Genomic DNA, 26,568 nt, shown 5'->3' on the forward strand with positions numbered 1-26,568 from the left:
ACCGACGACGGCCCGATCCGGGCCCTGCACGGCCTCACCCGGTCGCTGATCAACAACATGGTCGTCGGGGTGACGCAGGGCTACAGCAAGACGCTGGAGATCGTCGGCGTCGGCTACCGGGTTCAGGCCAAGGGCAGCAACCTGGAGTTCGCCCTCGGCTACTCGCACCCGATCACGGTCGCCGCCCCGGAGGGCATCTCCTTCCGGGTGGAGGCCCCGACCCGCTTCGTGGTCTCGGGCATCGACAAGCAGAAGGTCGGCGAGGTCGCGGCCAACATCCGCAAGCTGCGCAAGCCGGACCCGTACAAGGCCAAGGGCGTGCGGTACCAGGGTGAGGTCATCCGCCGCAAGGTCGGAAAGGCCGGTAAGTAGCCATGCCGTACAGCGTGAAGATCGCCAAGGGCGACGCGAAGAAGTCGGTCGCGCGCAAGCGTCGGCACATCCGTGTGCGCAAGCGGGTCAACGGCACCGCGGAGCGTCCGCGTCTCGTCATCACCCGGTCCAACCGGCACATCGTGGCGCAGGTCGTCAACGACAAGCTCGGCCACACCCTCGCCTCCGCCTCCACCCTGGAGGCCGGGCTGCGCACCGCCGACGGCAGCAAGACTGACCTGTCCCGTGAGGTCGGCAAGCTGGTCGGCGAGCGGGCCAAGGCGGCCGGGGTCGACACGGTCGTCTTCGACCGGGCCGGCTACAAGTACCACGGCCGGGTCGCCGCGGTCGCCGAGGGCGCCCGCGAGGCCGGACTGGAGTTCTGATGTACCGAATCGACAGCAGCGAAAAGAGGGATTCCTGATGCCTCCCCAGCAGCGTCGCGGAGGCGGCGCCGGCGGCGGCCGCGGCGGTGAGGGCGGCGAGCGTCGGGAACGCCGCGACCGCCGTAACCAGGACGCCGCGCCCGCCGCGGAGAAGACCGCGTACGTAGAGCGGGTCGTGACCATCAACCGGGTCGCCAAGGTCGTCAAGGGCGGCCGGCGGTTCAGCTTCACCGCCCTGGTCGTCGTCGGCGACGGCGACGGCACGGTCGGTGTCGGCTACGGCAAGGCCAAGGAGGTGCCCGCGGCGATCGCCAAGGGCGTCGAGGAGGCCAAGAAGCACTTCTTCAAGGTGCCGCGGATCCAGGGCACCATCCCGCACCCGATCACCGGCGAGGACGCCGCGGGCGTCGTGCTGCTCAAGCCCGCCTCGGCCGGTACCGGCGTCATCGCCGGCGGACCGGTGCGCGCGGTGCTCGAGTGCGCCGGTGTGCACGACGTGCTGTCCAAGTCGCTCGGCTCGGACAACCCGATCAACATCGTGCACGCCACGGTGGCGGCGCTCAAGGGCCTCGTCCGGCCCGAGGAGATCGCCGCCCGCCGCGGCCTGCCGCTCGAGGACGTGGCCCCGGCCGCCCTGCTGCGCGCCCGCGCGGGAGTGGGGGCGTGACATGGCGAAGCTGAAGGTCACGCAGGTCCGCTCCAAGATCGGCACCAAGCAGAACCACCGCGAGACGCTGCGGTCCCTGGGCCTCAAGCGGATCAACCACTCGGTCATCAAGGAGGACCGGCCGGAGATCCGCGGCATGGTCCACACCGTCCGCCACCTCGTCGTGGTCGAGGAGGTTGAGGACTGATGCCCGAAGAGACGCAGAAGACGCACGTCCTCAAGGTCCACCACCTCAAGCCGGCCCCTGGCGCGAAGACCGCCAAGACCCGGGTCGGCCGCGGTGAGGGCTCGAAGGGTAAGACCGCGGGCCGCGGTACCAAGGGCACCAAGGCGCGCTACCAGGTTCCGGACCGCTTCGAGGGCGGCCAGATGCCGCTGCACATGCGGCTTCCGAAGCTCAAGGGCTTCAAGAACCGGTTCCGCGTCGAGTACCAGGTGGTCAACCTGGCCAAGCTCGCCGAGCTGTACCCGCAGGGCGGCGAGGTCACCAAGGACGACCTGGTCGCCAAGGGCGCGGTGCGCAAGAACGAGCTGGTCAAGGTGCTCGGCACCGGCGACATCGCGGTGGCGCTGAACGTCAAGGTGGACGCCTACTCGGCCTCCGCCAAGGCGAAGATCGCCGCCGCCGGCGGCTCCACCGAGGAGCTGTAGCAGGGTTCGAAGGCCCGTTTCCGGACGCCCGGAAACGGGCCTTCGCCCGTACGAGTATCGCCTTGCCGCGCACTTCGTGCGTAAGATGTCGCGAGCCGAGGCGATGCCCGGTTGTTCAGCCTTGTCCCTGAACAGACTCAAACCGTCACGCAACCGCCGGGCGCCGCACGGCCCGACGGGGTAGCGCAGGAGGAACTGTGCTCACTGCCTTTGCCCGGGCCTTCCGGACTCCGGACCTGCGCAAGAAGCTGCTCTTCACACTGGGGGTCATGTTCCTGTTCCGGCTGGGATCGCACATCCCGACGCCGGGCGTGGACACCGCCGCGATCCGCTCCTGCGTCTCCGGCGCCGGAACGACCGGCGGTCTCGGCCTGATCAACCTGTTCTCCGGCGGCGCGCTGCTGCAACTTTCGGTCTTCGCGCTCGGCATCATGCCGTACATCACCGCGTCGATCATCCTGCAGCTGCTGACTGTGGTGATCCCCCGGCTCGAGACCCTCAAGAAGGAGGGCCAGGCCGGCCAGACGAAGATCACCCAGTACACCAGGTACCTGACCGTGGGGCTGGCGATCCTGCAGTCCACCGGTCTGCTGGCCACCGCGAAGTACTCGCCGAGCAACCTGATCTCCGGCTGCACCCAGCAGATCATCTACCCCTCGGTGGACACCAAGGCCATGGTGTTCATGGTCATGGTGATGGTGGCGGGCACCTCGATCATCATGTGGCTGGGCGAGCTGATCACCGACCGGGGCATCGGCAACGGCATGTCGCTGCTGATCTTCACCTCGATCGCCTCCGGCTTCCCCGGCTCGCTGTGGGCCATCAAGGAGACCTCCAAGCTCGGCGGCGGCTGGGTGGTCTTCCTCGGCATCATCGCGATGGGCTGCATCCTGGTCGGCTTCGTGGTCTTCATCGAGCAGGGCCAGCGGCGCATCCCGGTCCAGTACGCGAAGAAGCAGGTCGGCCGGCGCATGTACGGCGGCTCCTCGACCTACATCCCGATCAAGGTGAACCAGGCCGGCGTCATCCCGGTCATCTTCGCCTCCTCGCTGCTGCAGCTGCCCGTGCTGGTCGCCCAGTTCGCCGACCCCAACGGCACGCACCACTGGTCCACCTGGGTCCGCCAGGAGCTGGGGCTGACGAACAACGGCTACTCGCTGTACTACTCGGTCGCCTACTTCCTGCTGATCCTGTTCTTCGCCTTCTTCTACGTCGCGATCACGTTTAACCCGGACGAGGTTGCGGACAATATGAAGAAGTACGGCGGCTTCATTCCGGGCATCCGCGCGGGCAAGCCGACCGCCGAATACCTGAACTACATCCTGACCCGGATCACCTGGCCCGGCGCGCTCTACCTGGCGCTGATCTCGATCATCCCGATGATCGCCCTGGCCGAGTTCCACACAGGCAGCAAGTTCCCCTTCGGCGGTACCTCGATCCTGATCATCGTGGGCGTGGGCCTGGAGACGGTCAAGCAGATCGAGAGCCAGTTGCAGCAGCACAACTACGAAGGGTTCCTGCGCTAGATGCGTATCGTGCTGGTCGGCCCCCCCGGTGCGGGAAAGGGGACCCAGGCCAAGATCATCGCCGGGAGGCTGGCCATCCCGGCGATCTCCACCGGGGACATTTTCCGCGCCAACGTCGGGGCCGGCACGCCGCTCGGCCTCGAGGCGAAGGGGTACATGGACAAGGGGCTGCTGGTCCCGGACTCCATCACGATCGGCATGGTGCGCGACCGGCTGGCCGACCCGGACGTGGCGGGCGGCTTCCTGCTCGACGGCTTCCCGCGCAACGTGGCGCAGGCCGAGGAGCTCGAGTCGATCCTGGTCGGGCTCGGCACGAAGCTCGACGTGGTGCTGGAACTGGTCGTGGACAACGACGAGGTGGTCAAGCGGATCGCCGGGCGCCGGCTGTGCCGCAACGACTCCACGCACATCTTCCACGTGGACTTCCAGCAGCCGAAGGTGCCGGGCGTGTGCGACGTGTGCGGCGGCGAGCTGTACCAGCGCGACGACGACAAGGAGGAGACGGTCCGCGAGCGGCTGGCCGTCTACGAGCGGGAGACCGCGCCGATCGTCGGCTTCTACGCGGAGCACGGCCTGCTGTCCACCATCGACGCGATGGGGTCTCTGGACGAGGTCACCGAGCGCGCGCTGGCCGCCCTGAACGACCGCTGAGCCCGAGCCCCCGAACCTGGCCACCCTCCCCGAACCCGGCAGCACTGCCGCGCTAACGAACGCCGAGCACCCGAACCATGGTTGAACTGAAGACCGAAGAGCAGTTCGCGCTGATGCGCGAGGCCGGCCTGGTGGTGGCGCGCACCCTCGAGCTGCTGCGCGGCGAGGTCAAGGACGGGGTCACCACCGCCAAGCTGGACGCGCTGGCCGAGGAGTCGATCCGCTCGCAGGACGCGGTGCCCTCGTTCAAGGGCTACGGCGGCGGGCACGGCGCCCCGGCCTTCCCCGGCGTCATCTGCGCCTCGATCAACCACGAGATCGTGCACGGCATCCCCGGCGACCAGGTGGTACGCGACGGCGACATCGTCTCCATCGACTGCGGGGCCATCTACGAGGGCTGGCACGGCGACTCGGCGATCACCGTGGCCTGCGGCGAGGTCGACCCGGCGCTGACCGAGCTGATGCGGGTCACCGAGGAGTCGATGTGGCAGGGCATCGCCGCGATCAAGGCCGGTGAGCGGCTCAACAACATCGGTCGCGCGATTCAGGGCTACGTGCGCAAGCAGGGCCTCTACGGCATCGTGGAGGGCTACGGCGGGCACGGGATCGGCTCGCAGATGCACATGGACCCGCTGGTCTTCAACCACCGCACCATGGACCGCGGCCCGCGCATGCAGGTCGGCATGGCCCTGGCGATCGAGCCGATGCTGACGCTCGGCCAGAAGCAGACCATGGAGCTGTCCGACGGCTGGACCGTGGTGACCAGGGACGGCTCGAGCGCGGCGCACTTCGAGCACACGGTGGCGATCACCGCGCAGGGCCTGTGGGTGACCACCGCCTTCGACGGCGGCAAGGCGAAGCTCACCGAGCTCGGCGTCCCGGTCCACCCGTAGCGCTCGGCACTCACGATCAAGGCCCGGCAGGCCTGATTGCCGTGGCGCTGCGCCTGTCGAATCAGGGCGCACCGCCCCGGCAAGACGATGCCACCCGCCCGTCGCACAGTCCGATTTCCCGCGCTACACTCGCGATATGTCGCAAGGTGGGGTGCCGGACCCGAACCTCCGGGCGTCGGATGCCGACCGCGAGCGGATCGTGGAGCAGCTCAGGCAGCACACGGCCGACGGCCGGCTCACCATGGACGAGTTCGAGCAGCGGATGAGCGCGGCCTACGCCGCCAAGACCTACGGGGAACTCGCCCAGCTGACCCGGGATCTGCCGGTGGACCTCGGCGCCCGCTCGCGCGGCGCCGGATTCGGCCCGCCGCCCCCGCAGGACGCGCCGCCCTGGTCCGGCTCGTGGCCGCGGACCGGCGTCAGTGATCGGCCGGGCTCCGGCAACGAGATCGTCGACGCGCTGGTCGGCGCCGCGATGACCTGGAAGACGCAGAAGATCGCGGCGCGCGAGCAGCTGCGCCAGCAGCGGTACCAGGCCCGCCTCGAGCGCCGGGCGAACGCCCCGATCGCCTCCGGCTTCGTCGGCTGGGCCGTGCTGTCCGCGCTGCTGACCGGGATCTGGTTCATGGCCGGGGTGACCAGCAGCAGCGGCTTCAGCGACTTCTGGCCGATCTGGCCGATCGGGATCCTCGGCTTCCTCACGGTGCTCAAGGCGATCAAGACCGCGACCCTGCGCCGCACCCTGACCCGCCGCTGACCCGGCGCCGCCTCAACCCCGGGCCCTGATGAGCTCGCCGGAATAGGGCGGCCGGTCGCCGCGTTCCACCTGCGGTTGCGAGCCCGAGTTCCCGTCGGCGTGCGCTCGTTCATCTGCTGATCCGCCGATTGGTGTTTTGCGCGGGCCGCGGCGTAAACTGGCTCGTCGGTCCTGCGACCGCCGCACGTAGTCGTCTACTGAAGAAGCGAGGACATGCCCAAGAAAGAAGGGGCCATCGAGATCGAGGGCACCGTCGTCGAGTCTCTGCCCAACGCCATGTTCCGGGTTGAGCTGCAGAACGGGCACAAGGTTCTCGCGCACATCAGCGGGAAGATGCGGATGCACTACATCCGGATCCTCCCTGACGACCGGGTCGTCGTCGAGCTCAGCCCGTACGACCTGACCCGCGGCCGGATCGTGTACCGGTACAAGTAACCAATATCGTCCGCGATCTCGATCGCTCGAAGGGGCCTGATATGAAGGTCAAGCCGAGCGTCAAGCCGATCTGCGACAAGTGCAAGGTGATCCGCCGTCACGGCCGGGTCATGGTGATCTGCGAGAACCTGCGGCACAAGCAGCGCCAGGGCTGATCTCGGCCCGGTGCGCGCTGTGCGTAGCAGTACTCTGGTGAGTCCACGCGCGCTTGCTCGTCGTCTGCGATGACGTCCAGCACCCGTAAGAGCGCGGCATCCCGACCCCGGGCGATGGTGTCCTACCCCGCGTAGGGCTCCGTCAACCCGGACGCCACCCCCGGCACGGAGGCCGGGGACCTTTCTGTGCAGTGCTGAACCAATCGGCACAGGACAGGAACGGTGCCGCGCCAGACCTCCGCGATTGAACTGAAGGAGCTTGCCGAGATGGCACGCCTCGTCGGAGTCGACCTCCCCCGCGAGAAGCGGCTGGAGATCGCCCTGACCTACATCTACGGCATCGGCCGTACCCGCGCGCAGGCCACCTGCGCCGGAGCCGGTGTCTCCCCGGATGTCCGGGTGAAGGACCTGTCCGAAGACGACCTGATCAAGCTGCGCGACTGGATCGACGGCAACTACAAGATCGAGGGTGACCTCCGCCGCGAGGTCGCCGCCGACATCCGCCGGAAGATGGAGATCGGCTGCTACCAGGGTCTGCGCCACCGCCGCGGACTCCCGGTGCGCGGCCAGCGCACGCACACCAACGCGCGTACCCGCAAGGGCCCGCGCCGCGCCATCGCCGGCAAGAAGAAGCCGGGCAAGAAGTAGTCCACCGCGGTCCCCCGAGACAGCGTGGACCGATCACCTCACTTGGAGTACTGCTAGATGCCTCCCAAGAGCCGACAGGCCGCGGGCGCCGCCAAGAACAAGGTGCGCCGCAAGGAGAAGAAGAACGTCGCCCACGGGCACGCGCACATCAAGAGCACGTTCAACAACACGATCGTCTCGATCACGGACCCGCAGGGCAACGTGATCTCCTGGGCCAGCTCCGGCCAGGTCGGCTTCAAGGGCTCGCGCAAGTCGACGCCCTTCGCCGCGCAGATGACCGCAGAGGCCGCCGCCCGCCGCGCCATGGAGCACGGCATGCGCAAGGTCGACGTGTTCGTCAAGGGTCCGGGCTCCGGCCGCGAGACCGCGATCCGTTCGCTGCAGCAGACCGGCCTTGAGGTCGGGTCCATCAACGATGTGACCCCGTCCCCGCACAACGGCTGCCGTCCGCCGAAGCGCCGCCGCGTCTGAGACCCAGGAGATAGAAGGAAATGGCCCGTTACATCGGACCCGACTGCAAGCGGTGCCGCCGCGAGAAGACCAAGCTCTTCCTCAAGGGCGCCAAGTGTGAGTCGGCCAAGTGCCCCATCGAGATCCGTCCCTACCCGCCGGGTGAGCACGGCCGCGGCCGGACCAAGGACAGCGAGTACCTGCTGCAGATGCGCGAGAAGCAGAAGTGCGCGCGCATCTACGGCGTCCTGGAGAAGCAGTTCCGCGGCTACTACGAGGAAGCCAACCGCAAGCAGGGCAAGACCGGCGAGAACCTGCTGCGCATCCTCGAGTCCCGGCTGGACAACGTGGTGTACCGCGCGGGCTTCGCCAAGTCCCGCGACCACGCCCGCCAGCTGGTGCGGCACGGCCACATCCTGCTCAACGGCCACAAGGCGGACATCCCGTCGATGCGGGTCAAGGAGAACGACATCGTCGAGGTCCGCAAGGACTCGCAGGAGCTGACCCCGTTCGTGGTCGCTCGCGCCGAGGCCGGCGACCGCATCGTCCCGGCGTGGCTCGAGGTCGTCCCGTCCCGCATGCGCATCCTGGTGCACTCGCTGCCGGCCCGTCAGGTGATCGACACGCAGGTCCAGGAACAGCTGATCGTCGAGCTCTACTCCAAGTAAGCCGTAGAGCACGATTGCATCATCGGGGTGTCGCTCCAGGGGTTACTCTGGAGTGGCACCCCAACGGCACGTTCCGTAGGGGCGTGCATGGAGGGCGTCAAATAGCGGGCGCCCACTATCACGGAGGTTCCATTGCTCATCGCTCAGCGTCCCACGCTGACCGAGGAAGTCGTCGACGAGTTCCGCTCCCGGTTCACCATCGAACCGCTGGAGCCCGGATTCGGTTACACCCTCGGCAACTCCCTGCGCCGCACCCTGCTCTCCTCGATCCCGGGCGCGGCCGTCACCAGCATCCGCATCGACGGCGTGCTGCACGAGTTCCAGACCATCCCGGGCGTCAAGGAGGACGTCACCGACCTGATCCTGAACATCAAGGGCCTGGTCGTCTCCTCCGAGCACGACGAGCCGGTGGTCATGTACCTGCGCAAGCAGGGCCCCGGCATCGTCACCGCCGCGGACATCGCCCCGCCGGCCGGCGTCGAGGTGCACAACCCCGAGCTGGTCCTGGCCACGCTCAACGGCAAGGGCAAGCTGGAGATGGAGCTGACGGTCGAGCGCGGCCGCGGCTACGTCTCGGCGGTGCAGAACAAGCAGGCCGGGCAGGAGATCGGCCGCATCCCGGTCGACTCGATCTACTCCCCGGTGCTGATCGTCAAGTACGAGGTGCAGGCCACCCGCGTCGAGCAGCGCACCGACTTCGACAAGCTGGTCGTCGACGTCGAGACCAAGCCGTGCCTGCGTCCGCGCGACGCGGTCGCCTCGGCCGGCAAGACCCTGGTCGAGCTGTTCGGCCTGGCCCGCGAGCTCAACGTCGAGGCCGAGGGCATCGACATGGGCCCGTCCCCGACGGACGCCGCGCTGGCCGCCGACCTGGCGCTGCCGATCGAGGAGCTGGAGCTGACCGTCCGCTCCTACAACTGCCTCAAGCGCGAGGGCATCCACACCGTGGGCGAGCTGGTCGCGCGCTCCGAGGCGGACCTGCTGGACATCCGCAACTTCGGTGCCAAGTCCATCGACGAGGTCAAGGCCAAGCTGCACACCATGGGCCTGGCCCTGAAGGACTCCCCGCCCGGATTCGACCCGTCGCTCGCCCTGGCCGAGGCCTACGGCAGCGAGGACGACGACCTCGGCTACGCCGAGACCGAGCAGTACTAGAAGGCATACGCGTCCGGGGCCCGATCCGAGGGCCCCGGGACTGCGTCGGTACCACGGTTCGCCGCTCGTGAAGAGCACGCGCAACGCAGTCGGCCGGCGCAGGAACCACAAGGAGAATGAGAAATGCCCACCCCGAAGAAGGGACCCCGCCTCGGCGGGTCCGGCTCGCACCAGAAGCACATGCTGGCGAACCTGGCCAAGTCCCTGATCGAGCACGGCGGGATCACCACGACCCAGGCGAAGGCGCGCGAGCTGCGTCCGTTCGTGGAGCCGCTGATCACCAAGGCCCGCAAGGGCGGCCTGCACAACCGCCGCCAGGTGATGGCCGCGCTGGAGATCCGCAACTCCGCGTTCTACGACGGCGGCGGCGTGATCGCCAAGCTGTTCGAGGAGCTCGGGCCGCAGTACGCGGAGCGCCCCGGCGGCTACACCCGGATCATCAAGCTCGGCCCGCGTCGCGGCGACAACGCCCCGATGGCCCGGATCGAGCTGGTCGAGGCCCGCACGGTCGCGCAGCAGGCGACCGACGAGGCCACCGCGGCCACCCGTCGCGCGGTCAAGGAGGCGCAGGCCAAGCCGGCGGCTCCGGTCGCCGACGAGATCGAGGACGCCGAGGTCGAGGACGAGACGACCGAGGACACCGAGCTCGAGGCTTCCGCGGACGACACCGAGGCCGAGGAGACCGAGGCTGCCGCCGAGGAGTCCGACGCTGAGAAGTCCGACGCCGAGAAGTCCGAGTAACCAGCAATACTGACTTCGAGTCAGCAACGGTCCCGGGGCGCTACCGACCCGGAGCCGGCCGAGCGGGCGGGAGCATCACGCTCTCGCCCGCTTCGCATTGTTTCTCCCCGCCGACCGCCTCCGGAGAGCACCGAGCAGTGACCGCCGCCACGACCCGCATCCGCTTGGACCTGTCCTACGACGGCACCGAGTTCGCCGGCTGGGCCCGGCAGCGCTCCGGGGTGCGCACGGTCCAGGGCACCGTGGAAGAGGCTCTTACCGCGGTTCTGCGCCTAGCCGAGCCCGCGCAGCTCACCGTCGCCGGCCGCACCGACGCCGGCGTGCACGCGTCGGGCCAGGTCGCTCACGTCGACCTGCCGACCGGCACGTGGAAGGTTCACGCGGACAAACTGCTCTACCGCCTGTCCGGCAAGCTGCCGATGGACGTCCGCGTCTGGCGCGTCACTGAGGCACCGACGGACTTCGACGCACGCTTCGCCGCCCTCTCTCGCCGGTATGTGTACCGCGTCGGCGACTCGCGGTACGGCGTCGAGCCCGTGCGTCGCCGCTTCGTCCTCTGGCACGCGCACCAGTTGGACGTCGACGCCATGAACACCGCCGCCGCCCTCATGCTCGGCGAGCACGACTTCGCCGCGTACTGCAAGAAGCGTGAGGGTGCGACCACCATCAGGCGTCTGCTGAACCTGCGCTGGGAACGCACCCGGCCCGACGAGGTCGAGGCCACCGTCGAGGCCGACGCCTTCTGCCACTCGATGGTCCGGGCCCTCGTCGCGGCCCTGCTCATGGTCGGCGACGGGCGCCGACCTGCCGAATTCCCCGCCGAGGTCCTGGGCAGCCTCGCCCGCCACCCCGGCGTGAACGTGGTGCCCCCGCACGGCCTGTCCCTCGAGGAAGTCCGCTACCCCGCCGATTCCGAACTCGCCGCCCGCGCGCTCGAAGCCCGCCGCATGCGCAGCCTGTGCTGACCCGAGGCCGATCCGGGTCGACCGGCTGACCTGGGCCAACGGGCACCCGTCGCCCGTTTTGGCTGGTCGTCAAGTCTCAGGTAGAATCCATTCTCGTTGTGTGTTCCGCGTTTCGCCGCCTTCTCGCGGCGCGCGCCCGGACTTCGGAAGCCGTCAGCGACGGCGCCACCGAAGAAACCGGGAGGGCACGGTGCCTGATGCCGTAGGTGTCGGTCGTGCCGCCCTACGGGACCTCATTCCAGGCATTCATCACGAGCGAAGGCGATCCCGTGTCCACGTACACCCCCAAGCCCGGCGAGGTCGAGCAGAAGTGGTACGTCATCGACGCCGCTGACGTCGTCCTCGGCCGGCTGGCCAGCCAGACCGCGGTCCTGCTGCGCGGAAAGCACAAGCCGCAGTTCGCGCCGCACGTGGACACCGGCGACTTCGTCATCATCGTCAACGCCGACAAGGTCTACCTGTCCGGGAACAAGCGCGAGGACAAGATGGCCTACCGGCACTCCGGATACCCGGGCGGTCTGCGCGCCGTCAAGTACGGCGACCTGATCGACAAGGACTCCCGCAAGGCCGTCGAGAAGGCCGTGCGCGGCATGCTGCCGAAGAACAGCCTCGGCCGTCAGATGCTCAAGAAGCTGAAGGTCTACGGCGGTCCCGAGCACCCGCACGCGGCGCAGAAGCCCGAGCCGTTCGCGCTGTCCCAGGTCGCGCAGTAACCACTGCCGCTAACAATCTTCCCGATCGAAAAAGGAGTTCGCGGCTGTGTCTGAACTGACCGCCGACGTCGAGGCCGAGGTCTTCGACGAGGACGACGCCCCCGAGAGCTACACCACCGAGTCCGCCCCGGCCTCGGCCCCCGCCCGCCAGATCTCCGCCACCGTCGCCGCGGCCGGCACCGGCCGCCGCAAGGAGGCCGTGGCCCGCGTCCGGATCATCCCCGGCTCCGGCCAGTGGAAGATCAACGGTCGCTCGCTCGACTCGTACTTCCCGAACAAGGTGCACCAGCAGGAGGTCAACGAGCCCTTCCACGTGCTGGAGCTCGACGGCCGCTACGACGTGATCGCCCGCATCGACGGCGGCGGCATCTCCGGCCAGGCCGGTGCGCTGCGCCTGGGCATCGCCCGCGCCCTGAACGAGGCCGACACCGAGACCAACCGCCCGGTGCTGAAGAAGGCCGGCTTCCTGACCCGGGACGCCCGGGTGAAGGAACGCAAGAAGGCCGGTCTCAAGAAGGCCCGCAAGGCCCCGCAGTACAGCAAGCGCTAGTCGCCACCCTGGCGCGGCTTTGCTGACGGCTTCACGTGCGACCCCGCCGTGCGCGTCTCGCGTACGGTGGGGTTGTTCGTTTTCCCGCCGGTAACTGGAATTTCCCACACGTCCATCTCTTGGGGGTTCGGACCATGGCCCGACTTTTCGGCACCGACGGCGTGCGCGGCCTCGCCAATCGCGAGCTGACCGCGGAGCTGGCGCTCGACCTGTCGATCGCCGCGGCGCACGTGCTGGCCGAACTGGGCACCTTCGCCGGGCACCGGCCGCGCGCCGTGGTCGGGCGCGACCCGCGGGCCTCCGGCGAATTCCTCGAGGCCGCGGTATCCGCCGGCCTGGCCTCGGCCGGCGTCGACGTGATCCGGGTGGGGATCCTGCCCACCCCCGCCGTCGCCCATCTCACCGAATCCCTCGGCGTAGACCTCGGCGTGATGCTCTCCGCGAGCCACAATCCGGCGCCGGACAACGGGATCAAGTTCTTCTCCCGCGGCGGCCTGAAGCTGGCCGACGAGGTGGAGGAGGCCATCGAGGCGCGGATCGGCGAACAGTGGGACCGGCCGGTGGGCGCGGGAGTGGGACGGATCACCGACCTGCCGGACGGCGAGCAGCGGTACGTCGACTACCTGCTCTCCACCGTGCCCAACCGCCTCGACGGCCTCAAGGTCGTCGTCGACGAAGCACACGGCGCCGCCTTCCGCGTTTCCCCCGAGGCGCTCCGCAGGCTCGGTGCCGAGGTCATCGAAATCGGCGTGCAGCCCGACGGCCTCAACATCAACGACGGCTGCGGAAGCACCCACCTGGACCTGCTGCGCGCGGCAGTGCTCGAACACCAGGCGGACGCCGGCATCGCGCACGACGGCGACGCGGACCGCTGCCTCGCCGTGGACGCGTCGGGCGAGGTCGTCGACGGTGATCAGATCATTGCGATACTCGCCCTCACACTGCGCGAGCACGGCGATCTGGCCAAGGACACCGTGGTCGCGACCGTGATGGCCAACCTCGGCTTCAAGATCGCCATGGAGCGCGAGGGCGTGCACGTCGTCGAGACCGCCGTCGGGGACCGATACGTGCTCGAAGCGATGCGCTCGGCCGGCCTGTCGATCGGCGGCGAGCAGTCCGGGCACGTCATTCTGCTCGACCACGCGAACACCGGTGACGGCGTGCTCACCGGCCTGCACCTGCTCGCCCGGGTCGCGGAAACCGGCAAGCCGCTCGGCGAGCTCGCGGCCGTCATGCGCCGCCTGCCGCAGGTCCTGGTCAACGTGAAGGGCGTGGACAAGTCCCGGGTCCATTCCGCCACGCAGATCAGCGCGGCCGTCAGCGCGGCAGAGGCCGAACTCGGCGAGTCGGGCCGCGTGCTCCTGCGCCCCTCCGGCACCGAGCCGATGGTCCGGGTGATGGTCGAGGCCGAGTCGCACGACCTGGCCGAATCGATCGCGCACCGGCTCGCCGGCGTCGTGCGCGAGGCGCTCTCCTAACGCGCGCCGCCGCCAAGTTCGCCGAAACATATCTCCGCGGCTGCTTCTTGTGGCAGTGTTTCCCCGGAGGGGGTCACCATGGTGGGGATGCGCGGTGTGCGCGAACGGTTCGTGGACTCGCCGACGTCGCTCGGCGCGAAGGCCAGGGCGCGGCGCTGGGAGTGGTTTCAGCAGGCCTTCCCCGACATAGCGTCGATGTCGGTGATCGACCTGGGCGGCAGGGCGGAGTCCTGGCTGCGCGCTCCGGTCCGCCCGGCGCACGTGTGCGTCGTCAACCTGGAGAAGCCGACCGGTACCGCGCCGGAGTGGATCACCGAGGAGCAGGGCGACGCCTGCGAGCTGCCCGAGCACGTGCGCAAGGGCGAGTACGACCTGGTGTTCTCCAACTCGGTGCTCGAACATGTCGGCGGCCATGAGCGGCGCCAGCGGTTCGCCGACGTGGTGCACGAACTGGCGCCGCGCCACTGGGTCCAGACCCCGTACCGCTACTTCCCGGTCGAGCCGCACTTCCTCTTCCCCGGCTTCCAGTTCCTGCCGCTCGCCGCGCGGGTGCGCCTGGTGCGCCGCTGGCCGCTGGTGCACACGCCGCCGGAGGACCGGGCTACCGCGCTGCGCGTCGCGATGTGGGTGGAGCTGCTGAGCCGCACCGAGATGGCGTACTACTTCCCGCACTCCACCGTGCGCGCGGAGCGGCTCGGCGGGCTCGCGAAATCGTTGATCGCGGTCAAGACGGCCTGAACCACCAGCCCGCCAGCCGTCGTGAGTGAGCGCGCGGCTATCGGCAGGCAGGCGCGACGCACTTGCGGTGAATCGCGAGCCGCAAGCAGGCTGGAGCCATGACGGAAAACACTGACACCGGCGCGACGATGCGCGCCATGAGCCAGGACGTCTTCGGCGGTCCGGAGGTGCTCAAGGAGGTCGAACGGCCGCGGCCGCAACCCGACACGAGCGAAATCGTCGTCCGCGTCCGCGTGGCGGGCGTCAACCCGACCGACTGGAAACACCGCGCGGGCCTCCCGTGGCTGCGCGAGCCCATCCCGGTGCTCGGCTGGGACGTCGCCGGAGTCGTCGAGCAGGTCAGTCGCGGCGTCACGCTGTTCAAGCCGGGTGACGAGGTATTCGGCATGCTGCCCTACCCGCACGGCGCGGGCGCCTATGCCGAATACGCCAAAGCCGCCGCTCGCTGCTTCACCCGCAAGCCGGCCAACATCGACTTCGTGCAGGCCGGTGCCCTGCCTCTCGCGGCGCTCACCGCGTACCAGGCACTGGTCGACACCGCAGACGTCCAGCCCGGACAACGAGTGCTGATTCACGCCGCAGCGGGCGGAGTCGGCCACCTGGCGGTGCAGATCGCGAAGGCGCGCGGCGCATACGTCATCGGCACGGCCAGCGCAGGCAAGCACGACCTGCTGCGCGAACTGGGCGCCGACGAGCTCATCGACTACCGAACGACGGACTTCACCCAAGCCGTCGACAACATCGACGTCGTCCTCGACCCCCTCGCCGGCGAGAACACGACCCGCTCGCTGGACGTCCTGCGCAAGGGCGGCACCCTGGTCGCGATCCTGCCGACCACCGACGCCGCCGCGCAGAAGGCAGCCGCCCTCGGTGTCCGCCTCGAAGGAATGCTCGTCGAGGCCGACCAGGCGGGCATGCGAGCCATCGCCCAACTCGCCGAACAGGGCCGCCTCCGCGCGCACATCGACGCGGCGTACCCACTCGCCGAGGCCGCCGAGGCCCACGCCCACGGCGAAACCGACCGCACCACCGGAAAGCTCGTCCTCATCGTGACGCCATGAAGCGTGTGCTGGTCACGGGCATGTCAGGGACCGGAAAATCCACACTGCTCGAGGAGCTTGCCGCGCGGGGATATCGAACGGTGGACACCGACTACGGCGGCTACTACGAAATCCTCGATGGAGAGCGGCTGTGGCGGCCGGAGCGGATCGAAGCACTCTTACGCGAGGCTTCGAGCGGTGACGATGGCGGCGTGCTGTTTGTGCAAGGCACCACGCGCAACCAAGGTGCGTTCTACCCGTGGTTCGACCACATCGTGCTGCTCAGCGCCCCACTCGAGGTGCTGACCGATCGGCTCACGAATCGCACCACGAACCCTTACGGCAAGGATCCCGCTGAGCTGGCTGAGACGCTCGAGTACGTTGAGACAGTGGAGCCGTTGCTGCGCGCGTCCGCCACGCTTGAGGTGGTCACGACGGTTCCCGTAACAGAAATCGCCGATGCCGTGCTGGCCCACGTGTTGTCGTAGGCCTAGTCGAGTTCTCCGCACAGGCAGGCCGGATCCAGGTGGAGGGCTTGGGCGATGGCCCCGTGATGGTCGTCGCGGTACGCGATCACGGACAGGGCGTCCGGAGCTGTACACCCAGAAGGCCACGGCCCCGATCCCGGATAGGCGGCTGAGCCGGGCGGCAGCCTCGTTGTGTCGATCCAGTGTCGTGAGATGCTGCGCGCATGATCGCGAAGTTGCAGTGTGTGGTGCTGGACTGTGCCGACGTAGCCGAGTTGTCCGGGTTCTACCAGTCGCTTCTGGGCGGCGTGGTGAACCGGCCAGATCCGCGATGGTCACTCGGCGACGGCTGGGCGACGCTCCATCTCGACGGCGGATTCGTGCTGGCGTTCCAGCGCGTGGAAGACCATCGGCCGCCGTCGTGGCCGGACCCCGCTTGTCCCCAGCAATTCCACCTGGACCTGGGCGTCGAGGATTTGGATCGTGCTCAGGAAGCTGCCCTCAAACTGGGCGCCACGCTGCTCGACGAGGGCAGCGGAAAGCGGAGTTGGCGTATTTTCGCGGATCCGGCTGGGCACCCGTTCTGCCTCGTGCGGGACTGATGGCAGCGCAGCGGCCGAGCGTCAGCGAGGGTGCGAAGCGGAGCGGGGGCGGGAGGGTGGGCCGGGAAACGGGACTCGTGCGTCGGCCCGGCCGCGGGGATGATCCGTGGCCGGGCCGATGCGTAAGTGGCGCGTGCGTCCGCTTCGATCGATCAGGCGTCGCCGGTGAGGCGGAAGGAGCGCAGCCGGTTGCCCGCGTAGGAGACGGCGGCGGCGGTCGCGATGGCTGCCAGGATCACGGCGGTGGTGGCGGTCAGGTGCGCGTCCAGTGCGCTGTCCTTCGCGATCGAGTTGGCCACGCCCAGGGCGTACTGCTCGGCGGACAGGTACTTCGCGCCGGACACCAGGTTCGTGACCAGGCCTTCCCACACGGCCACGTAGGCGAGCGCGAATGCCACGGGGTGCCTGGTGATCGTCGAGATCAGGACGAACACCGCGGTGTAGACGATCGAGCCGAGGACCGCGCCGACGCCGAGGCCGGTGGCGAACGCGCCTGCCTTGCCGGTGGCGATCACGCCGGCGACGAATTCGGGGACCGCGGCGAACAGCAGCGTGACCAGAGCGGCGATCACCGTCTTGGTGAAGATGATCGACCGGCGGGAGACCGGCGTGGCGAGCAGGTGCAGGATGGAGCTGTCGTCGATCTCCGCGCCGAGGACCGACGTGCCCACGATCAGCGCGGTGAGCGGTAGCAGGGCGCTGAATCCGACCCGTCCGAGCACCTCGGCGGGCCAGCTGGTCGAGGCGTTGTGGTCCGCCTTCAGCGCGATGGTGATGATCAGCAGCACGGCGCCGGGGATCGCCAGCAGGAAGACCCGCTTGCGGCCGAGCAGCGCACGCAGCGTGATTCCGGCGATGGTCGGGTTGAACATGCCTAGGCCCCCACGAGGTATGCGAAGACTGATTCGAGCGATTCGTCGGCCGGGATGACCTCGCGCAGCCCGATCCCCGCCTCCCGGCTGACCCCCGCGAGCTGACGGGTGAACGTGCCGTGGTCGCTCGCGTGCACCTCAAGGCCCGTGGTGGTCAGGTTCACGCCCTGCACGGCCTGGGACGAGATGAGGGCCTTGGCGAGGGCGCGGTCGTCCGTGGTGCGCACCACGAAGACGTGCGGCCGGTTGGTCATCAGGCGCCTGATGCTGCGGTAATCGCCCGAAGCCGCGAGGCGACCGGCGACCACGACCTGGACCGTGTCGGCGAGCCGTTCGACCTCTTCGAGGATGTGTGAGGAGAACAGAATCGTCTTGCCGGAGCGGCCGAGGCCGCGCAGCAGATCCATCATGTGCAGGCGCTGGCGCGGGTCCATGCCGTTGAACGGCTCGTCGAGCAGGAGGACCTGCGGTTCGTGCACGAGGGCCGCCGCGACCTTGGCGCGCTGGCGCATGCCCTTGGAGTACGTATCGATCGGGCGGTCGGCGGCTTCCATCAGCTCAACCATGGTGAGGGCGCGCTCGGCTGCAGCGGCGGGGTCCGGGAGTTTGTGGAGCTTCGCGGAGGCGATGACGAACTCGCGGGCGGTGAGGAACGCGTAGACCGAGTCGCGTTCCGGGACCAGGCCCACCGTGCGGAAGATGTCCGCGTTGCGCCAGGGGGCGACTGCGCCGATCGTGACCGTGCCCCGCGACGGCTCCAGGAAGCCGGAGATCATGTGCAGCAGGGTTGATTTTCCGGCGCCGTTGGGGCCGAGCAGGCCGGTCACGCCGGGACCGAGGGTCATGGTGATGTCGTTGACCGCGACCACGTTCCCGTACCAGCGGGTGGTGTTGCGCAGTTCGACGAGGGCTGTGTTGGTCGGGGCTGTGTTGCTCGGGGCCGTGTTGCCCGGGACTGGGATGCTCATGCGACGCCAACCTTCCGGTACCGCAGGAACAGGCCGCCGGTGGTCAGCCCGGTCAGCAGGAGCAGTTCGGCGCCGTAGAGCGGGCCGGCGCCCTTGGGGTCGGGCATGTTGGCGTCGGTCGCGTGCAGTGCCCAGATCCGGGTGCCCTCGACGAGTCGGAGCGGGTCCACCAGGCCGCCGTAGCGCGCCACCGAGTCGTAGGTGAAGTTCTCCTTGAAGGGCGGCCCGTCGTCTGACTGCTGGAGCTGGCCGGTCTGGTCGGACTGGGCGGAGGACGAGGACGGCGGGGGCGGCGGCGGACCGTCGGAGTGGGTACCTACGGACTCGAACACGTGCGAGATCGCGGTGGTGGCCAGGAACAGGATCGCGATGGCGCCGGTGGCGATCGCGCGGCGGCCGGTCGACGAGGCGATCAGCAGCGTGAGCGGCGCGAACGCGGCGCCGTAGGCGAAGGCGACCAGCAGGCCGGGCACCAGCGCCTTGGTTTGGTCCCAGACGCCGGTTCCGGATGTGCTCGACGCGACGGTGCCCAGGTACATGACGATCAGCGGCAGCGCCTCGAAGAGGAAGATCGCGGTGGCGAGGGCGAGCAGCTTGGCCAGGGGATAGTCCGAGCGGCGCAGCGGTCGGGAGAAGTAGAGCGGGAGAGTGTGGTGGCGCAGGTCGCGCGATACCAGCTCCGGCGCGGCGACCGCGACGAACACGATCAGGAACAGCGACATGCTGTACGCGTAGTGCGAGTAGGTCAGCACCGGATCGCCGCCGACCGAGGCGACCTTGTAGATCGAGATCGCAGCCGGCAGCAGCATCGCGGCGAAGCCGCCCAGCGGAATGATCCGGGCGCGGGCGCCGCGGCCGAACCCGAACGCCGCGCGCAGGCTGAACCAGTACAGCGAGCGCAGGATGTGGCCGCGGCCGAGGCGCGGGCCGGTGTACGGCTTGTAGCCGATGTCGTGGATGACGCTGTCTGTGGTCATGGCTGGCGTGGTCACGGCTGGGGCTCCGCTGCGGGGACGAGGGCGGGCGCGGGCGGGGTGGCGAAGAGCTCTTCGACGTGGTGGCGCCGGTGCTCCATCCGGTTCAGCGGCAGGCCGAGATCGGCGATCGCGTCGCGCACGAGGTCGAAGACGGCGTCGTCGCGCACCGGGACGAGCAGGGCGCGGTTCTCCGTGCGCACGGTCAGGCCGAGGGAGGCCAGGTGCGCGGCGAGCGCGTCGGCGCCTTCCTCCACCTCGACGGCGAGCCAGGGCACGTTCTGCGTCATCGAGGAGAGCGTCGCGGCGCGCAGCAGCCTGCCGCCCTCGATCGCCACCAGCTGGTCGCAGATCCGCTCGATCTCGCTGAGCAGGTGCGAGGCCACCATGACCGCGATGCCGAACTCGGTGCCGATGCGGTGGATCAGCGCCAGCATCGCGTCGCGGCCGGCCGGGTCGAGCCCGTTGGTCGGCTCGTCGAGAAGCAGCAGCCCGGGGTCGCCGACGAGGGCTTGGGCCAGCTTCACGCGCTGCTTCATGCCGGTGGAGAAGGTGCCGATCTGCCGGTAGCGCTCCTCGTGCAGGCCGACATGGCGCAGTGCTTCCGCGGCCTGCTCCTTCGCGGCGGTCGCCGGCAGCCCGCTCATCCGGCCCAGGTGGGTGACGAACTCGGTCGCCGTCACGTCCGGGGGCAGGCAGTCGTGCTCCGGCATGTAGCCGACCCGGGCGCGGATCAGCTCCCCGTCGGTGCGGGAGTCGTGGCCGAGCACCCGCGCGGTCCCGTCGGTCGGCGCCAGCAGGCCGAGCAGGATCTTGATGAGGGTGGACTTGCCGGCTCCGTTCGCCCCGACCAGGCCGGTGATGCCGGGTTCGACGGCCAGCGTGAGCCCGGTCAGCGCGGTCACGCCGCCCGGGTAGCGTTTGCCGAGGTCTCGCGTCTCGATGACTGACACGCGGACACCGTAGTGCGTAGCCGGGTCGGACGGCGTCAGTTTCGGGACTGGTTCCCCGCCTCCGCCTGCGGGATGACCGTCCCTTACCGGGAGTAGGGGTTTCTCCGGAGAGCGGCCCGGTAGGGTGGCTGGCATGTGCGGAATCGTGGGTTACGTGGGTGGGAAGCCGGCGCTCGACGTCGTCTTGGAAGGTCTGCGGCGGCTTGAGTACCGCGGCTACGACTCCGCGGGCGTCGCCGTGCTGCACGGCGGCGCGCTGGAGGGGCGCAAGAAGGCCGGGAAGCTGGCCAACTTGGAGAAGGAGCTGTCCGAGCGGCCGCTGCCCGCGGCGACCGTGGGGCTAGGGCACACGCGTTGGGCGACGCACGGCGGCCCCACCGACGGCAACGCGCATCCGCACTTCGACACGGCTAACCGGGTCGCGGTCGTGCACAACGGGATCATCGAGAACTACGCGGTGCTGCGGGCCGAGCTGACCGCGGCCGGCGTGGAGCTGCGCAGCGAGACCGACACAGAGGTCGTCGCGCATCTGCTCGCGGCGGAGTTCGAGCCGAGCGGTCGTGACCTGGCCGAGGCGATGCGCCGTGTGTGCCGCAGGCTGCACGGGGCGTTCACGCTCGTGGCCGTGCACGCGGACGTGCCCGACGTGGTGGTCGGCGCGCGGCTGAACTCGCCGCTGGTCGTGGGCGTCGGGGACGGCGAGGCGTTCCTGTGCAGCGACGTGGCCGGCTTCATCGGGCACACCCGCGAGGCGATCGAGCTCGGCCAGGCGCAGGTGGTGGAGGTGCGCCGGAGCGGGGCGAGGGTCACCGACTTCGACGGCGCGGAAGTGGAAGCGCGCCACTTCCACGTGGACTGGGACGTGAAGGCCGCGGAGAAGAGCGGCTACCCGTACTTCATGCTCAAGGAGATCGACGAGCAGCCCCAGGCGGTGGCGGACACGCTGCTCGGCCGGGTCTCAGCGAGCGGCAAGCTCGTGCTCGACGAGATGCGGATGAGCGAGGAAGAGCTGCGCAGCGTCGACAAGATCGTGGTGATCGCTGCGGGCACCGCGTTCCACGCCGGGCTGATCGCCAAGTACGCGGTCGAGCACTGGACCCGGATCCCGGTCGAGGTCGAGCTGGCCTCCGAGTTCCGGTACCGGGACCCGATCCTGACCCGGGACACGCTGGTGATCGCGATCTCGCAGAGCGGCGAGACCGCGGACACGTTGATGGCGCTGCGGCACGCCCGCGACCAGCACGCGCGGGTGCTCGCGATCTGCAACACGAACGGCGCGACCATTCCGCGCGAATCGGACGCGGTCGTGTACACGCACGGCGGGCCGGAGATCGCGGTCGCGTCGACGAAGGCTTTCCTCACCCAGCTGATCGCCTGTTACCTGGTGGGTCTCTACCTGGCGCAGGTGCGCGGGGAGAAGTACGAGGACGAGATCAAGGCGCTGCTCGCACAGCTGGCTTCGGCCCCGGCGAAGGTCGCCGAGACGCTCGAGCGCATGGAGCCGGTTCGTGAGCTCGGTCGGGCGCTGAAGGACGAGGGCCGCGTGCTGTTCCTCGGCCGCCATGTCGGCTTCCCGGTGGCGCTGGAGGGCGCGCTGAAGCTCAAGGAGCTGGCCTACGTGCACGCCGAGGGTTTCGCCGCCGGTGAGCTCAAGCACGGGCCGATCGCGCTGATCGAGCAGGACCTGCCGGTCGTGGTCGTGGTGCCGCCGCCCTCCCGGCCGCTGCTGCACGACAAGATCGTCTCGAACATCCAGGAGATCCGGGCCCGCGGCGCGAAGACGATCGTGATCGCGCAGGACGGCGATGACGCGGTGGAGCCGTACGCGGACACGCTGATCCGCGTGCCGGAGCTGCCCACGCTGCTGCAGCCGCTGGTGGCCACCGTGCCGCTGCAGGTCTTCGCCTGCGCGCTGGCCGACGCCAAGGGCCTGGACGTGGACCAGCCGCGCAACCTGGCCAAGTCGGTGACAGTGGAGTGACGGCCGAAGTGGCGGCCGCGGTGACCGCCGGGGCGGCGGCGTGATCGTCGGCATCGGCATCGACGTGGTCGACGTCGCGCGCTTCGAGGCGACGCTTGAGCGCACCCCGGGCATGGCCGAGCGGCTGTTCACCGCAGGCGAGCGGCACCTGAAGATCGCCTCCCTCGCTGCCAGGTTCGCGGCGAAGGAGGCGTTGGCGAAGGCGCTCGGCGCCCCGGGCAACATGCACTGGCAAGACGCCGAGGTCATCAGCGAGGCCACCGGAAGGCCGCTGCTCGTGGTGCGCGGGACGGTGGCGGCTCGCGCGGCGGAACTGGGTGTGGTGAACCTGCATCTGTCGCTCAGTCACGATGCGGGAATCGCGTCCGCGGTGGTCGTCGCGGAGCGCTGACGGGCCGCAGAACCGCATAGAGTCGGTGCATGCGCCGTGCGTATCACGTTGAAGCGATCAGGCATGCCGAAGCCGACCTCATGGCACAGCTACCGCAGGGTGCGTTGATGCAGCGCGCCGCGGCCGGCCTGGCGACAGCGGCCGTGCGGATTCTGCGCGAGGGCGGGGGCGTCTACGGCGCACGGGTCGCGCTGCTGGTCGGCGTTGGGGACAACGGCGGCGACGCGCTGTACGCGGGGGCGAGGCTGGCGCGTCGCGGCGCGAAGGTCGCGGCGGTGTTGGCCGACGAGACGCGCGCACACGCGGGCGGACTCGCGGCGCTGCGAGAGGCCGGGGGCCGCGTCGATTACGCGGAAAAGCTCGAAGACGCCGATCTGATCATTGACGGCATGTTAGGGATCGGCGGGAAGGGCGGGCTGCGCGGACGGGCCGCCGAGCTGGCCGAGGCGGCGCAAGCCTCGGGCGCGCCGGTTCTCGCGGTGGACCTGCCGAGCGGAGTCGATGCCGACAGTGGACAGGTCTCGGGCGTGTGCGTGAACGCGGACGTCACGGTGACGTTCGGCGCGTACAAGCCGGGATTGCTGATCGATCCGGCGGCCGCGCGGGCCGGAGTGGTGGAGTTCGTCGATATCGGGCTGACCGCCTTGCCCGAGCCTGCGGCCGTGGAAGCGTTGCAGGCCGCGGACGTTGCGCAGCTGCTGCCGCGGCCGCGACGTGACGCGGACAAGTACGCGCGTGGCGTGGTCGGTGTCGCCTGCGGGTCGGTCGAGTATCCGGGGGCCGGGATGCTCGCGGTCGGCGGTGCGTTGCGGGCCGGAGTGGGAGCCGTGCGGTACTCAGGTCCGCGTGCGGTAGGGGAAGAGGTGCTGCGGCGCTGGCCCGAGCTCCTGATTGAGAAGGAGCTGCCGGGAGATGCGGGCCGCGTGCAGGCATGGGTGTGTGGCAGCGGATTCCCGGTCGGGGACGACTTCGCGGCGGAGCGGACCAAGCAGGTCGTAGCGAGTGGGCTGCCCGCGGTGCTCGACGCGGGGGCACTCGGATATCTGGGCGAGGGGGAGCTGGGGGAGCGGATCGTGCTCACGCCGCACGCTGGTGAGGCGGCGCGACTGCTCGGTGTGGAGCGCGCGGACGTGGAGGCGCGGCGGCTGGATTTCGTGCGCCGACTTGCCGACGAGCGCGGCGCGACAGTGCTGCTGAAGGGCTCGACGACGCTGGTCGCGGAGCCGGGCGGCGGGACGGTGCGGGCGAATCCGACGGGCACGGCGGCGCTGGCGACGGCCGGCAGCGGGGACGTGCTGGCCGGGCTGATCGGCGGACTGCTCGCGGCCGGGCTGCGGCCGCTGGACGCCGCGAGCGTCGGCGCGTACCTGCACGGCCTCGCCGGAAGAATCGCGCACGGCAAGGGGCCGATCGCCGCCGGTGACCTGCTCGCCGCCCTGCCGCGGGCCTGGCACAATCTCCAGTGATGAGCACCGGTGAGCAGGCGCGTTTGGAAGCCAGGATCGATCTCGCCGCGGTCCGCTCCAACGTCCGCCGGATGCGTGAGGTAGCCGGTCCGGCGCAGGTAATGGCCGTGGTGAAGGCCGACGCCTATGGGCACGGTATGGTGCCGTGCGCACGGGCCGCGGTAGAGGCCGGGGCGACGTGGCTCGGCACCGCATTGCCCGAGGAGGCGCTGGCGCTGCGCGCGGCCGGGCTGAGCGTGCCGATCCTGACATGGCTGCACGCACCCGGCGACCCCTTCCGCGAGCTGATCGCGGCCGACGTCGACGTCTCGGTCTCGGGGCTGTGGGCGCTGGACGAGGTCACCGAGGCGGTGCGCGCGGGCAGCCGACCCGCGCGGATCCAGCTCAAGGCGGACACCGGGCTCGGCCGCAACGGCGCGCAGCCGCACGACTGGCCGCTGCTGGTCGAGGAGGCGGTCAAGGCGCAGGAGGACGGCCTCGTCACCGTCACCGGGCTCTGGTCGCACTTCGCATGCGCCGACGAACCGAGGCATCCCTCCGTCGCCGCCCAGCTGACTGCCTATCGGGAAGCGCTGCAGATCGCCGAGCGCGCGGGACTGCGCCCCGAGGTGCGGCACATCGCGAACTCGCCGGCCGCGCTGCTGCTGCCGGAGAGCCACTACGACCTGGTACGCAGTGGCCTGGCCACCTACGGCGTCTCCCCGGCCCCGGACGAGGGCAGCGCCGCCGACTTCGGGCTGCGCCCGGCGATGACGCTGGTGGGGCGGCTCGCCCTGGTCAAGCAGGTCGAAGCGGGCCACGGTGTCTCGTACGGCCACACCTACCACACGACGCAGCGCACCCGGCTGGGGCTGGTGCCGGCCGGTTACGCGGACGGCATTCCGCGGGCGGCGTCCAGCTGCGGGCAGGTGTGGATCGACGGAGTGCGGCACACGATCGCCGGCCGCGTCGCCATGGACCAGTTCGTCGTCGACCTGGGCGACCAGGAGGCCGGCGTCGGCGACGAGGTCGTGCTGTTCGGCCCCGGTGATCGCGGCGAACCGACCGCGCAGGACTGGGCCGAGAGAACCGGGACAATTGCGTACGAAATCGTCACACGCATCGGTCCGCGCGTTCCTCGCGTCTATCTCAACGCCTCTGCTGTGTTGTAGCTGTGTTGTAAACGCTCCTAGCCAGGCATGAACGCCTACTGGAGGGTAACAACTGAGTAGAGGAGCGGTGCAGGGACAGCGGAGAGGTACGGGACCGGTGGCTGATGGTGCGTCAGGTGGTGCGCAGGGCAAAGTCCAGCGCGGCTTCCCACGCGGCGCGGGCATAGTGGGCGCGGTATTCGGCGTCGCGGCGGCGGGTACGGCCGTGGGTATCGCGGTCGAGCGGTACACGATCGGCCGTGCTGTTCGGCGGATGGCGCATATCCACGACCCCGGCGAGGCGTACGGCACGTTGCGTGGCGTACCGCAGACGGTGATGGCCGCGGACGGTACCGAGCTGTACGTCGAGGTGGACGACCCGTTCGGCTGGCCGCGCAGCGTGGACTGGCAGCGGGCCGGCCGCTCATCGAGCCGGCAGCAGCGCCAGGCTCGGGCGCAGGAGCGGCCGACGCTGGTGTTCACGCACGGTTTCTGCCTGCACCAGGACTGCTGGCACTACCAGCGCTCCGAGTTCTCCGGCGAGTACCGGATGGTGTTCTGGGACCAGCGCGGGCACGGCCGCTCCGACTCGCTCAAGCCTCGCTCGGAGCTGTCCATCAACGTCACCGGCGAGGACCTGTACGCGGTCATCGAGGCCACCTGTCCGACCGGTCCGATCATCCTCGTCGGTCACTCGATGGGTGGAATGACGATGATGGCGCTGGCCGAGTCGCATCCGGAGCTGTTCGGCGACCGGGTCGTCGGCGCGGCGCTGATGGCCACCTCCGCCGGCGAGTTCAAAGACCTCGAGTTCGGCCTGCCGCGGGCGGCCGCGAAGCTGTTCCACACCGCGGCGCCGAGCCTGTTCGAGCTGCTGACCAGGCAGCGCGCGCTGGTGGAGCGGGGCCGGCGGGCCGGCGGCGACCTCGGGCTGGTGCTGGCGAAGCGTTACGCCTTCGGCTCCGACGCGCCCGAATCAGCAGTGCGATTCGTGCTGGAGCTGATCCAGTCGACACCCATCGATGTCATCGCCCGGTTCTTCACCGTGCTGCGGGAGCACGACAAGGCAGACGTGCTGCCGGTGTTCGACCGGGTGCCGGCGCTGGTGCTCGCGGCCGACAAGGA

Annotated in this window: 33 protein-coding genes; 29 read left to right on the forward strand and 4 right to left on the reverse strand. The window is 69.6% G+C overall.

Annotation, left to right across the window (positions count from 1 at the left end):
* The 24 genes from rplF to VFB40_RS21140 form a co-directional block, all read left to right on the forward strand.
* The coding region (rplF, locus tag VFB40_RS21025) for a 50S ribosomal protein L6 (protein ID WP_324853288.1) at positions 1-372 on the forward strand (372 nt) is incomplete at its 5' end.
* Between the two features lie 2 nt (positions 373-374).
* Positions 375-758 (forward strand): 50S ribosomal protein L18, encoded by a 384-nt coding sequence (gene rplR / locus VFB40_RS21030; RefSeq protein WP_324853290.1) that lies wholly within the window; start codon positions 375-377, stop codon positions 756-758.
* A gap of 37 nt (positions 759-795) precedes the next feature.
* A complete protein-coding gene (rpsE, locus tag VFB40_RS21035) occupies positions 796-1,425 on the forward strand; it encodes a 30S ribosomal protein S5 (protein WP_324853292.1) in 630 nt (209 codons plus the stop codon).
* 1 nt (position 1,426) lies between these two features.
* Positions 1,427-1,612 (forward strand): 50S ribosomal protein L30, encoded by a 186-nt coding sequence (rpmD, locus tag VFB40_RS21040; protein WP_211468871.1) that lies wholly within the window; start codon positions 1,427-1,429, stop codon positions 1,610-1,612.
* Positions 1,612-2,076 carry a 50S ribosomal protein L15 gene (gene rplO / locus VFB40_RS21045; protein ID WP_324853295.1) on the forward strand — a complete coding sequence of 155 codons (465 nt, stop codon included), beginning with the start codon at positions 1,612-1,614 and terminating at the stop codon, positions 2,074-2,076. The genes rpmD and rplO overlap by 1 nt, the downstream gene beginning before the upstream one ends.
* 197 nt (positions 2,077-2,273) lie before the next feature.
* A complete protein-coding gene (secY, locus tag VFB40_RS21050; protein ID WP_324853297.1) occupies positions 2,274-3,602 on the forward strand; it encodes a preprotein translocase subunit SecY in 1,329 nt (442 codons plus the stop codon).
* The gene (locus tag VFB40_RS21055; protein WP_324853299.1) at positions 3,603-4,253 is read left to right on the forward strand and encodes an adenylate kinase; all 651 of its coding nucleotides are present in this window, start codon (positions 3,603-3,605) and stop codon (positions 4,251-4,253) included.
* A 77-nt stretch (positions 4,254-4,330) separates the two neighbouring features.
* Positions 4,331-5,146 carry a type I methionyl aminopeptidase gene (gene map / locus VFB40_RS21060; RefSeq protein ID WP_324853301.1) on the forward strand — a complete coding sequence of 272 codons (816 nt, stop codon included), beginning with the start codon at positions 4,331-4,333 and terminating at the stop codon, positions 5,144-5,146.
* Positions 5,147-5,282: 136 nt separating this feature from the next.
* A complete protein-coding gene (locus tag VFB40_RS21065; protein WP_324853303.1) occupies positions 5,283-5,903 on the forward strand; it encodes a DUF1707 SHOCT-like domain-containing protein in 621 nt (206 codons plus the stop codon).
* Positions 5,904-6,116: 213 nt separating this feature from the next.
* Entirely contained in the window at positions 6,117-6,338 is a 222-nt protein-coding gene (gene infA, locus VFB40_RS21070; protein WP_211468877.1) for a translation initiation factor IF-1, read from the forward strand.
* Between the two features lie 41 nt (positions 6,339-6,379).
* Positions 6,380-6,493 carry a 50S ribosomal protein L36 gene (gene rpmJ / locus VFB40_RS21075; RefSeq protein ID WP_015883600.1) on the forward strand — a complete coding sequence of 38 codons (114 nt, stop codon included), beginning with the start codon at positions 6,380-6,382 and terminating at the stop codon, positions 6,491-6,493.
* A gap of 267 nt (positions 6,494-6,760) precedes the next feature.
* On the forward strand, positions 6,761-7,141 hold the full coding sequence (gene rpsM, locus VFB40_RS21080) for a 30S ribosomal protein S13 (protein ID WP_324839848.1): 381 nt from the start codon (positions 6,761-6,763) through the stop codon (positions 7,139-7,141).
* Between the two features lie 57 nt (positions 7,142-7,198).
* Positions 7,199-7,612, forward strand: coding sequence for a 30S ribosomal protein S11 (gene rpsK / locus VFB40_RS21085; RefSeq protein WP_324853305.1), 414 nt, complete (start codon positions 7,199-7,201; stop codon positions 7,610-7,612).
* 20 nt (positions 7,613-7,632) lie between these two features.
* Positions 7,633-8,259, forward strand: a complete 627-nt coding sequence (rpsD, locus tag VFB40_RS21090) for a 30S ribosomal protein S4 (RefSeq protein WP_324853307.1) — start codon at positions 7,633-7,635, stop codon at positions 8,257-8,259.
* A gap of 132 nt (positions 8,260-8,391) precedes the next feature.
* Positions 8,392-9,414: a DNA-directed RNA polymerase subunit alpha gene (locus VFB40_RS21095; protein ID WP_324853309.1), complete on the forward strand. Its 1,023-nt coding sequence runs from the start codon at positions 8,392-8,394 to the stop codon at positions 9,412-9,414.
* A 123-nt stretch (positions 9,415-9,537) separates the two neighbouring features.
* Entirely contained in the window at positions 9,538-10,155 is a 618-nt protein-coding gene (gene rplQ / locus VFB40_RS21100; RefSeq protein ID WP_349261573.1) for a 50S ribosomal protein L17, read from the forward strand.
* A gap of 137 nt (positions 10,156-10,292) precedes the next feature.
* Positions 10,293-11,120, forward strand: a complete 828-nt coding sequence (truA, locus tag VFB40_RS21105) for a tRNA pseudouridine(38-40) synthase TruA (protein ID WP_324853311.1) — start codon at positions 10,293-10,295, stop codon at positions 11,118-11,120.
* Positions 11,121-11,389: 269 nt separating this feature from the next.
* Complete coding sequence (gene rplM / locus VFB40_RS21110; protein ID WP_324853314.1) at positions 11,390-11,833, forward strand: 50S ribosomal protein L13; 444 nt, start codon at positions 11,390-11,392, stop codon at positions 11,831-11,833.
* 46 nt (positions 11,834-11,879) lie between these two features.
* The gene (gene rpsI / locus VFB40_RS21115) at positions 11,880-12,383 is read left to right on the forward strand and encodes a 30S ribosomal protein S9 (protein WP_349261574.1); all 504 of its coding nucleotides are present in this window, start codon (positions 11,880-11,882) and stop codon (positions 12,381-12,383) included.
* 134 nt (positions 12,384-12,517) lie between these two features.
* A complete protein-coding gene (gene glmM / locus VFB40_RS21120; protein WP_324853316.1) occupies positions 12,518-13,861 on the forward strand; it encodes a phosphoglucosamine mutase in 1,344 nt (447 codons plus the stop codon).
* An 87-nt stretch (positions 13,862-13,948) separates the two neighbouring features.
* Positions 13,949-14,599, forward strand: a complete 651-nt coding sequence (locus VFB40_RS21125) for a class I SAM-dependent methyltransferase (RefSeq protein WP_324853318.1) — start codon at positions 13,949-13,951, stop codon at positions 14,597-14,599.
* Positions 14,600-14,697: 98 nt separating this feature from the next.
* Entirely contained in the window at positions 14,698-15,660 is a 963-nt protein-coding gene (locus tag VFB40_RS21130) for an NADP-dependent oxidoreductase (RefSeq protein ID WP_324853320.1), read from the forward strand.
* The gene (locus tag VFB40_RS21135; RefSeq protein ID WP_324853322.1) at positions 15,657-16,127 is read left to right on the forward strand and encodes an ATP-binding protein; all 471 of its coding nucleotides are present in this window, start codon (positions 15,657-15,659) and stop codon (positions 16,125-16,127) included. The genes VFB40_RS21130 and VFB40_RS21135 overlap by 4 nt, the downstream gene beginning before the upstream one ends.
* A gap of 203 nt (positions 16,128-16,330) precedes the next feature.
* Complete coding sequence (locus VFB40_RS21140) at positions 16,331-16,708, forward strand: VOC family protein (protein ID WP_324853324.1); 378 nt, start codon at positions 16,331-16,333, stop codon at positions 16,706-16,708.
* Between the two features lie 152 nt (positions 16,709-16,860).
* On the opposite strand, the gene VFB40_RS21145 is transcribed toward VFB40_RS21140, so the two are convergent.
* Genes VFB40_RS21145 through VFB40_RS21160 form a run of 4 tightly spaced genes read right to left on the reverse strand, consistent with a single transcriptional unit; the run spans position 16,861 to position 20,475 of the window.
* On the reverse strand, positions 16,861-17,580 hold the full coding sequence (locus VFB40_RS21145) for an ABC transporter permease (protein WP_324853326.1): 720 nt from the start codon (positions 17,578-17,580) through the stop codon (positions 16,861-16,863).
* Between the two features lie 2 nt (positions 17,581-17,582).
* Positions 17,583-18,548, reverse strand: coding sequence for an ABC transporter ATP-binding protein (locus VFB40_RS21150; RefSeq protein WP_324853328.1), 966 nt, complete (start codon positions 18,546-18,548; stop codon positions 17,583-17,585).
* On the reverse strand, positions 18,545-19,525 hold the full coding sequence (locus VFB40_RS21155; protein WP_324853330.1) for an ABC transporter permease subunit: 981 nt from the start codon (positions 19,523-19,525) through the stop codon (positions 18,545-18,547). Before VFB40_RS21155 ends, VFB40_RS21150 begins: the two co-directional genes overlap by 4 nt.
* Before the next feature lie 11 nt (positions 19,526-19,536).
* A complete protein-coding gene (locus VFB40_RS21160) occupies positions 19,537-20,475 on the reverse strand; it encodes an ABC transporter ATP-binding protein (RefSeq protein ID WP_324853332.1) in 939 nt (312 codons plus the stop codon).
* A gap of 133 nt (positions 20,476-20,608) precedes the next feature.
* On the opposite strand from VFB40_RS21160, the gene glmS reads away from it, so the two are divergent.
* The 5 genes from glmS to VFB40_RS21185 form a co-directional block, all read left to right on the forward strand.
* Positions 20,609-22,456 (forward strand): glutamine--fructose-6-phosphate transaminase (isomerizing), encoded by a 1,848-nt coding sequence (gene glmS, locus VFB40_RS21165; RefSeq protein WP_324853334.1) that lies wholly within the window; start codon positions 20,609-20,611, stop codon positions 22,454-22,456.
* A gap of 40 nt (positions 22,457-22,496) precedes the next feature.
* Positions 22,497-22,847, forward strand: a complete 351-nt coding sequence (locus VFB40_RS21170) for a holo-ACP synthase (protein ID WP_324853336.1) — start codon at positions 22,497-22,499, stop codon at positions 22,845-22,847.
* Positions 22,848-22,876: 29 nt separating this feature from the next.
* On the forward strand, positions 22,877-24,313 hold the full coding sequence (locus VFB40_RS21175; RefSeq protein WP_324853339.1) for an NAD(P)H-hydrate dehydratase: 1,437 nt from the start codon (positions 22,877-22,879) through the stop codon (positions 24,311-24,313).
* A complete protein-coding gene (gene alr, locus VFB40_RS21180) occupies positions 24,313-25,464 on the forward strand; it encodes an alanine racemase (RefSeq protein WP_324853340.1) in 1,152 nt (383 codons plus the stop codon). The genes VFB40_RS21175 and alr overlap by 1 nt, the downstream gene beginning before the upstream one ends.
* A 97-nt stretch (positions 25,465-25,561) precedes the next feature.
* Positions 25,562-26,568, forward strand: a 1,007-nt coding sequence (locus VFB40_RS21185) for an alpha/beta fold hydrolase (RefSeq protein WP_324853342.1), incomplete at its 3' end; no start/stop codon positions are given.

It is taken from the genome of Actinocrinis sp. (assembly GCF_035650855.1).
GTDB lineage: Bacteria > Actinomycetota > Actinomycetes > Streptomycetales > Catenulisporaceae > Actinocrinis.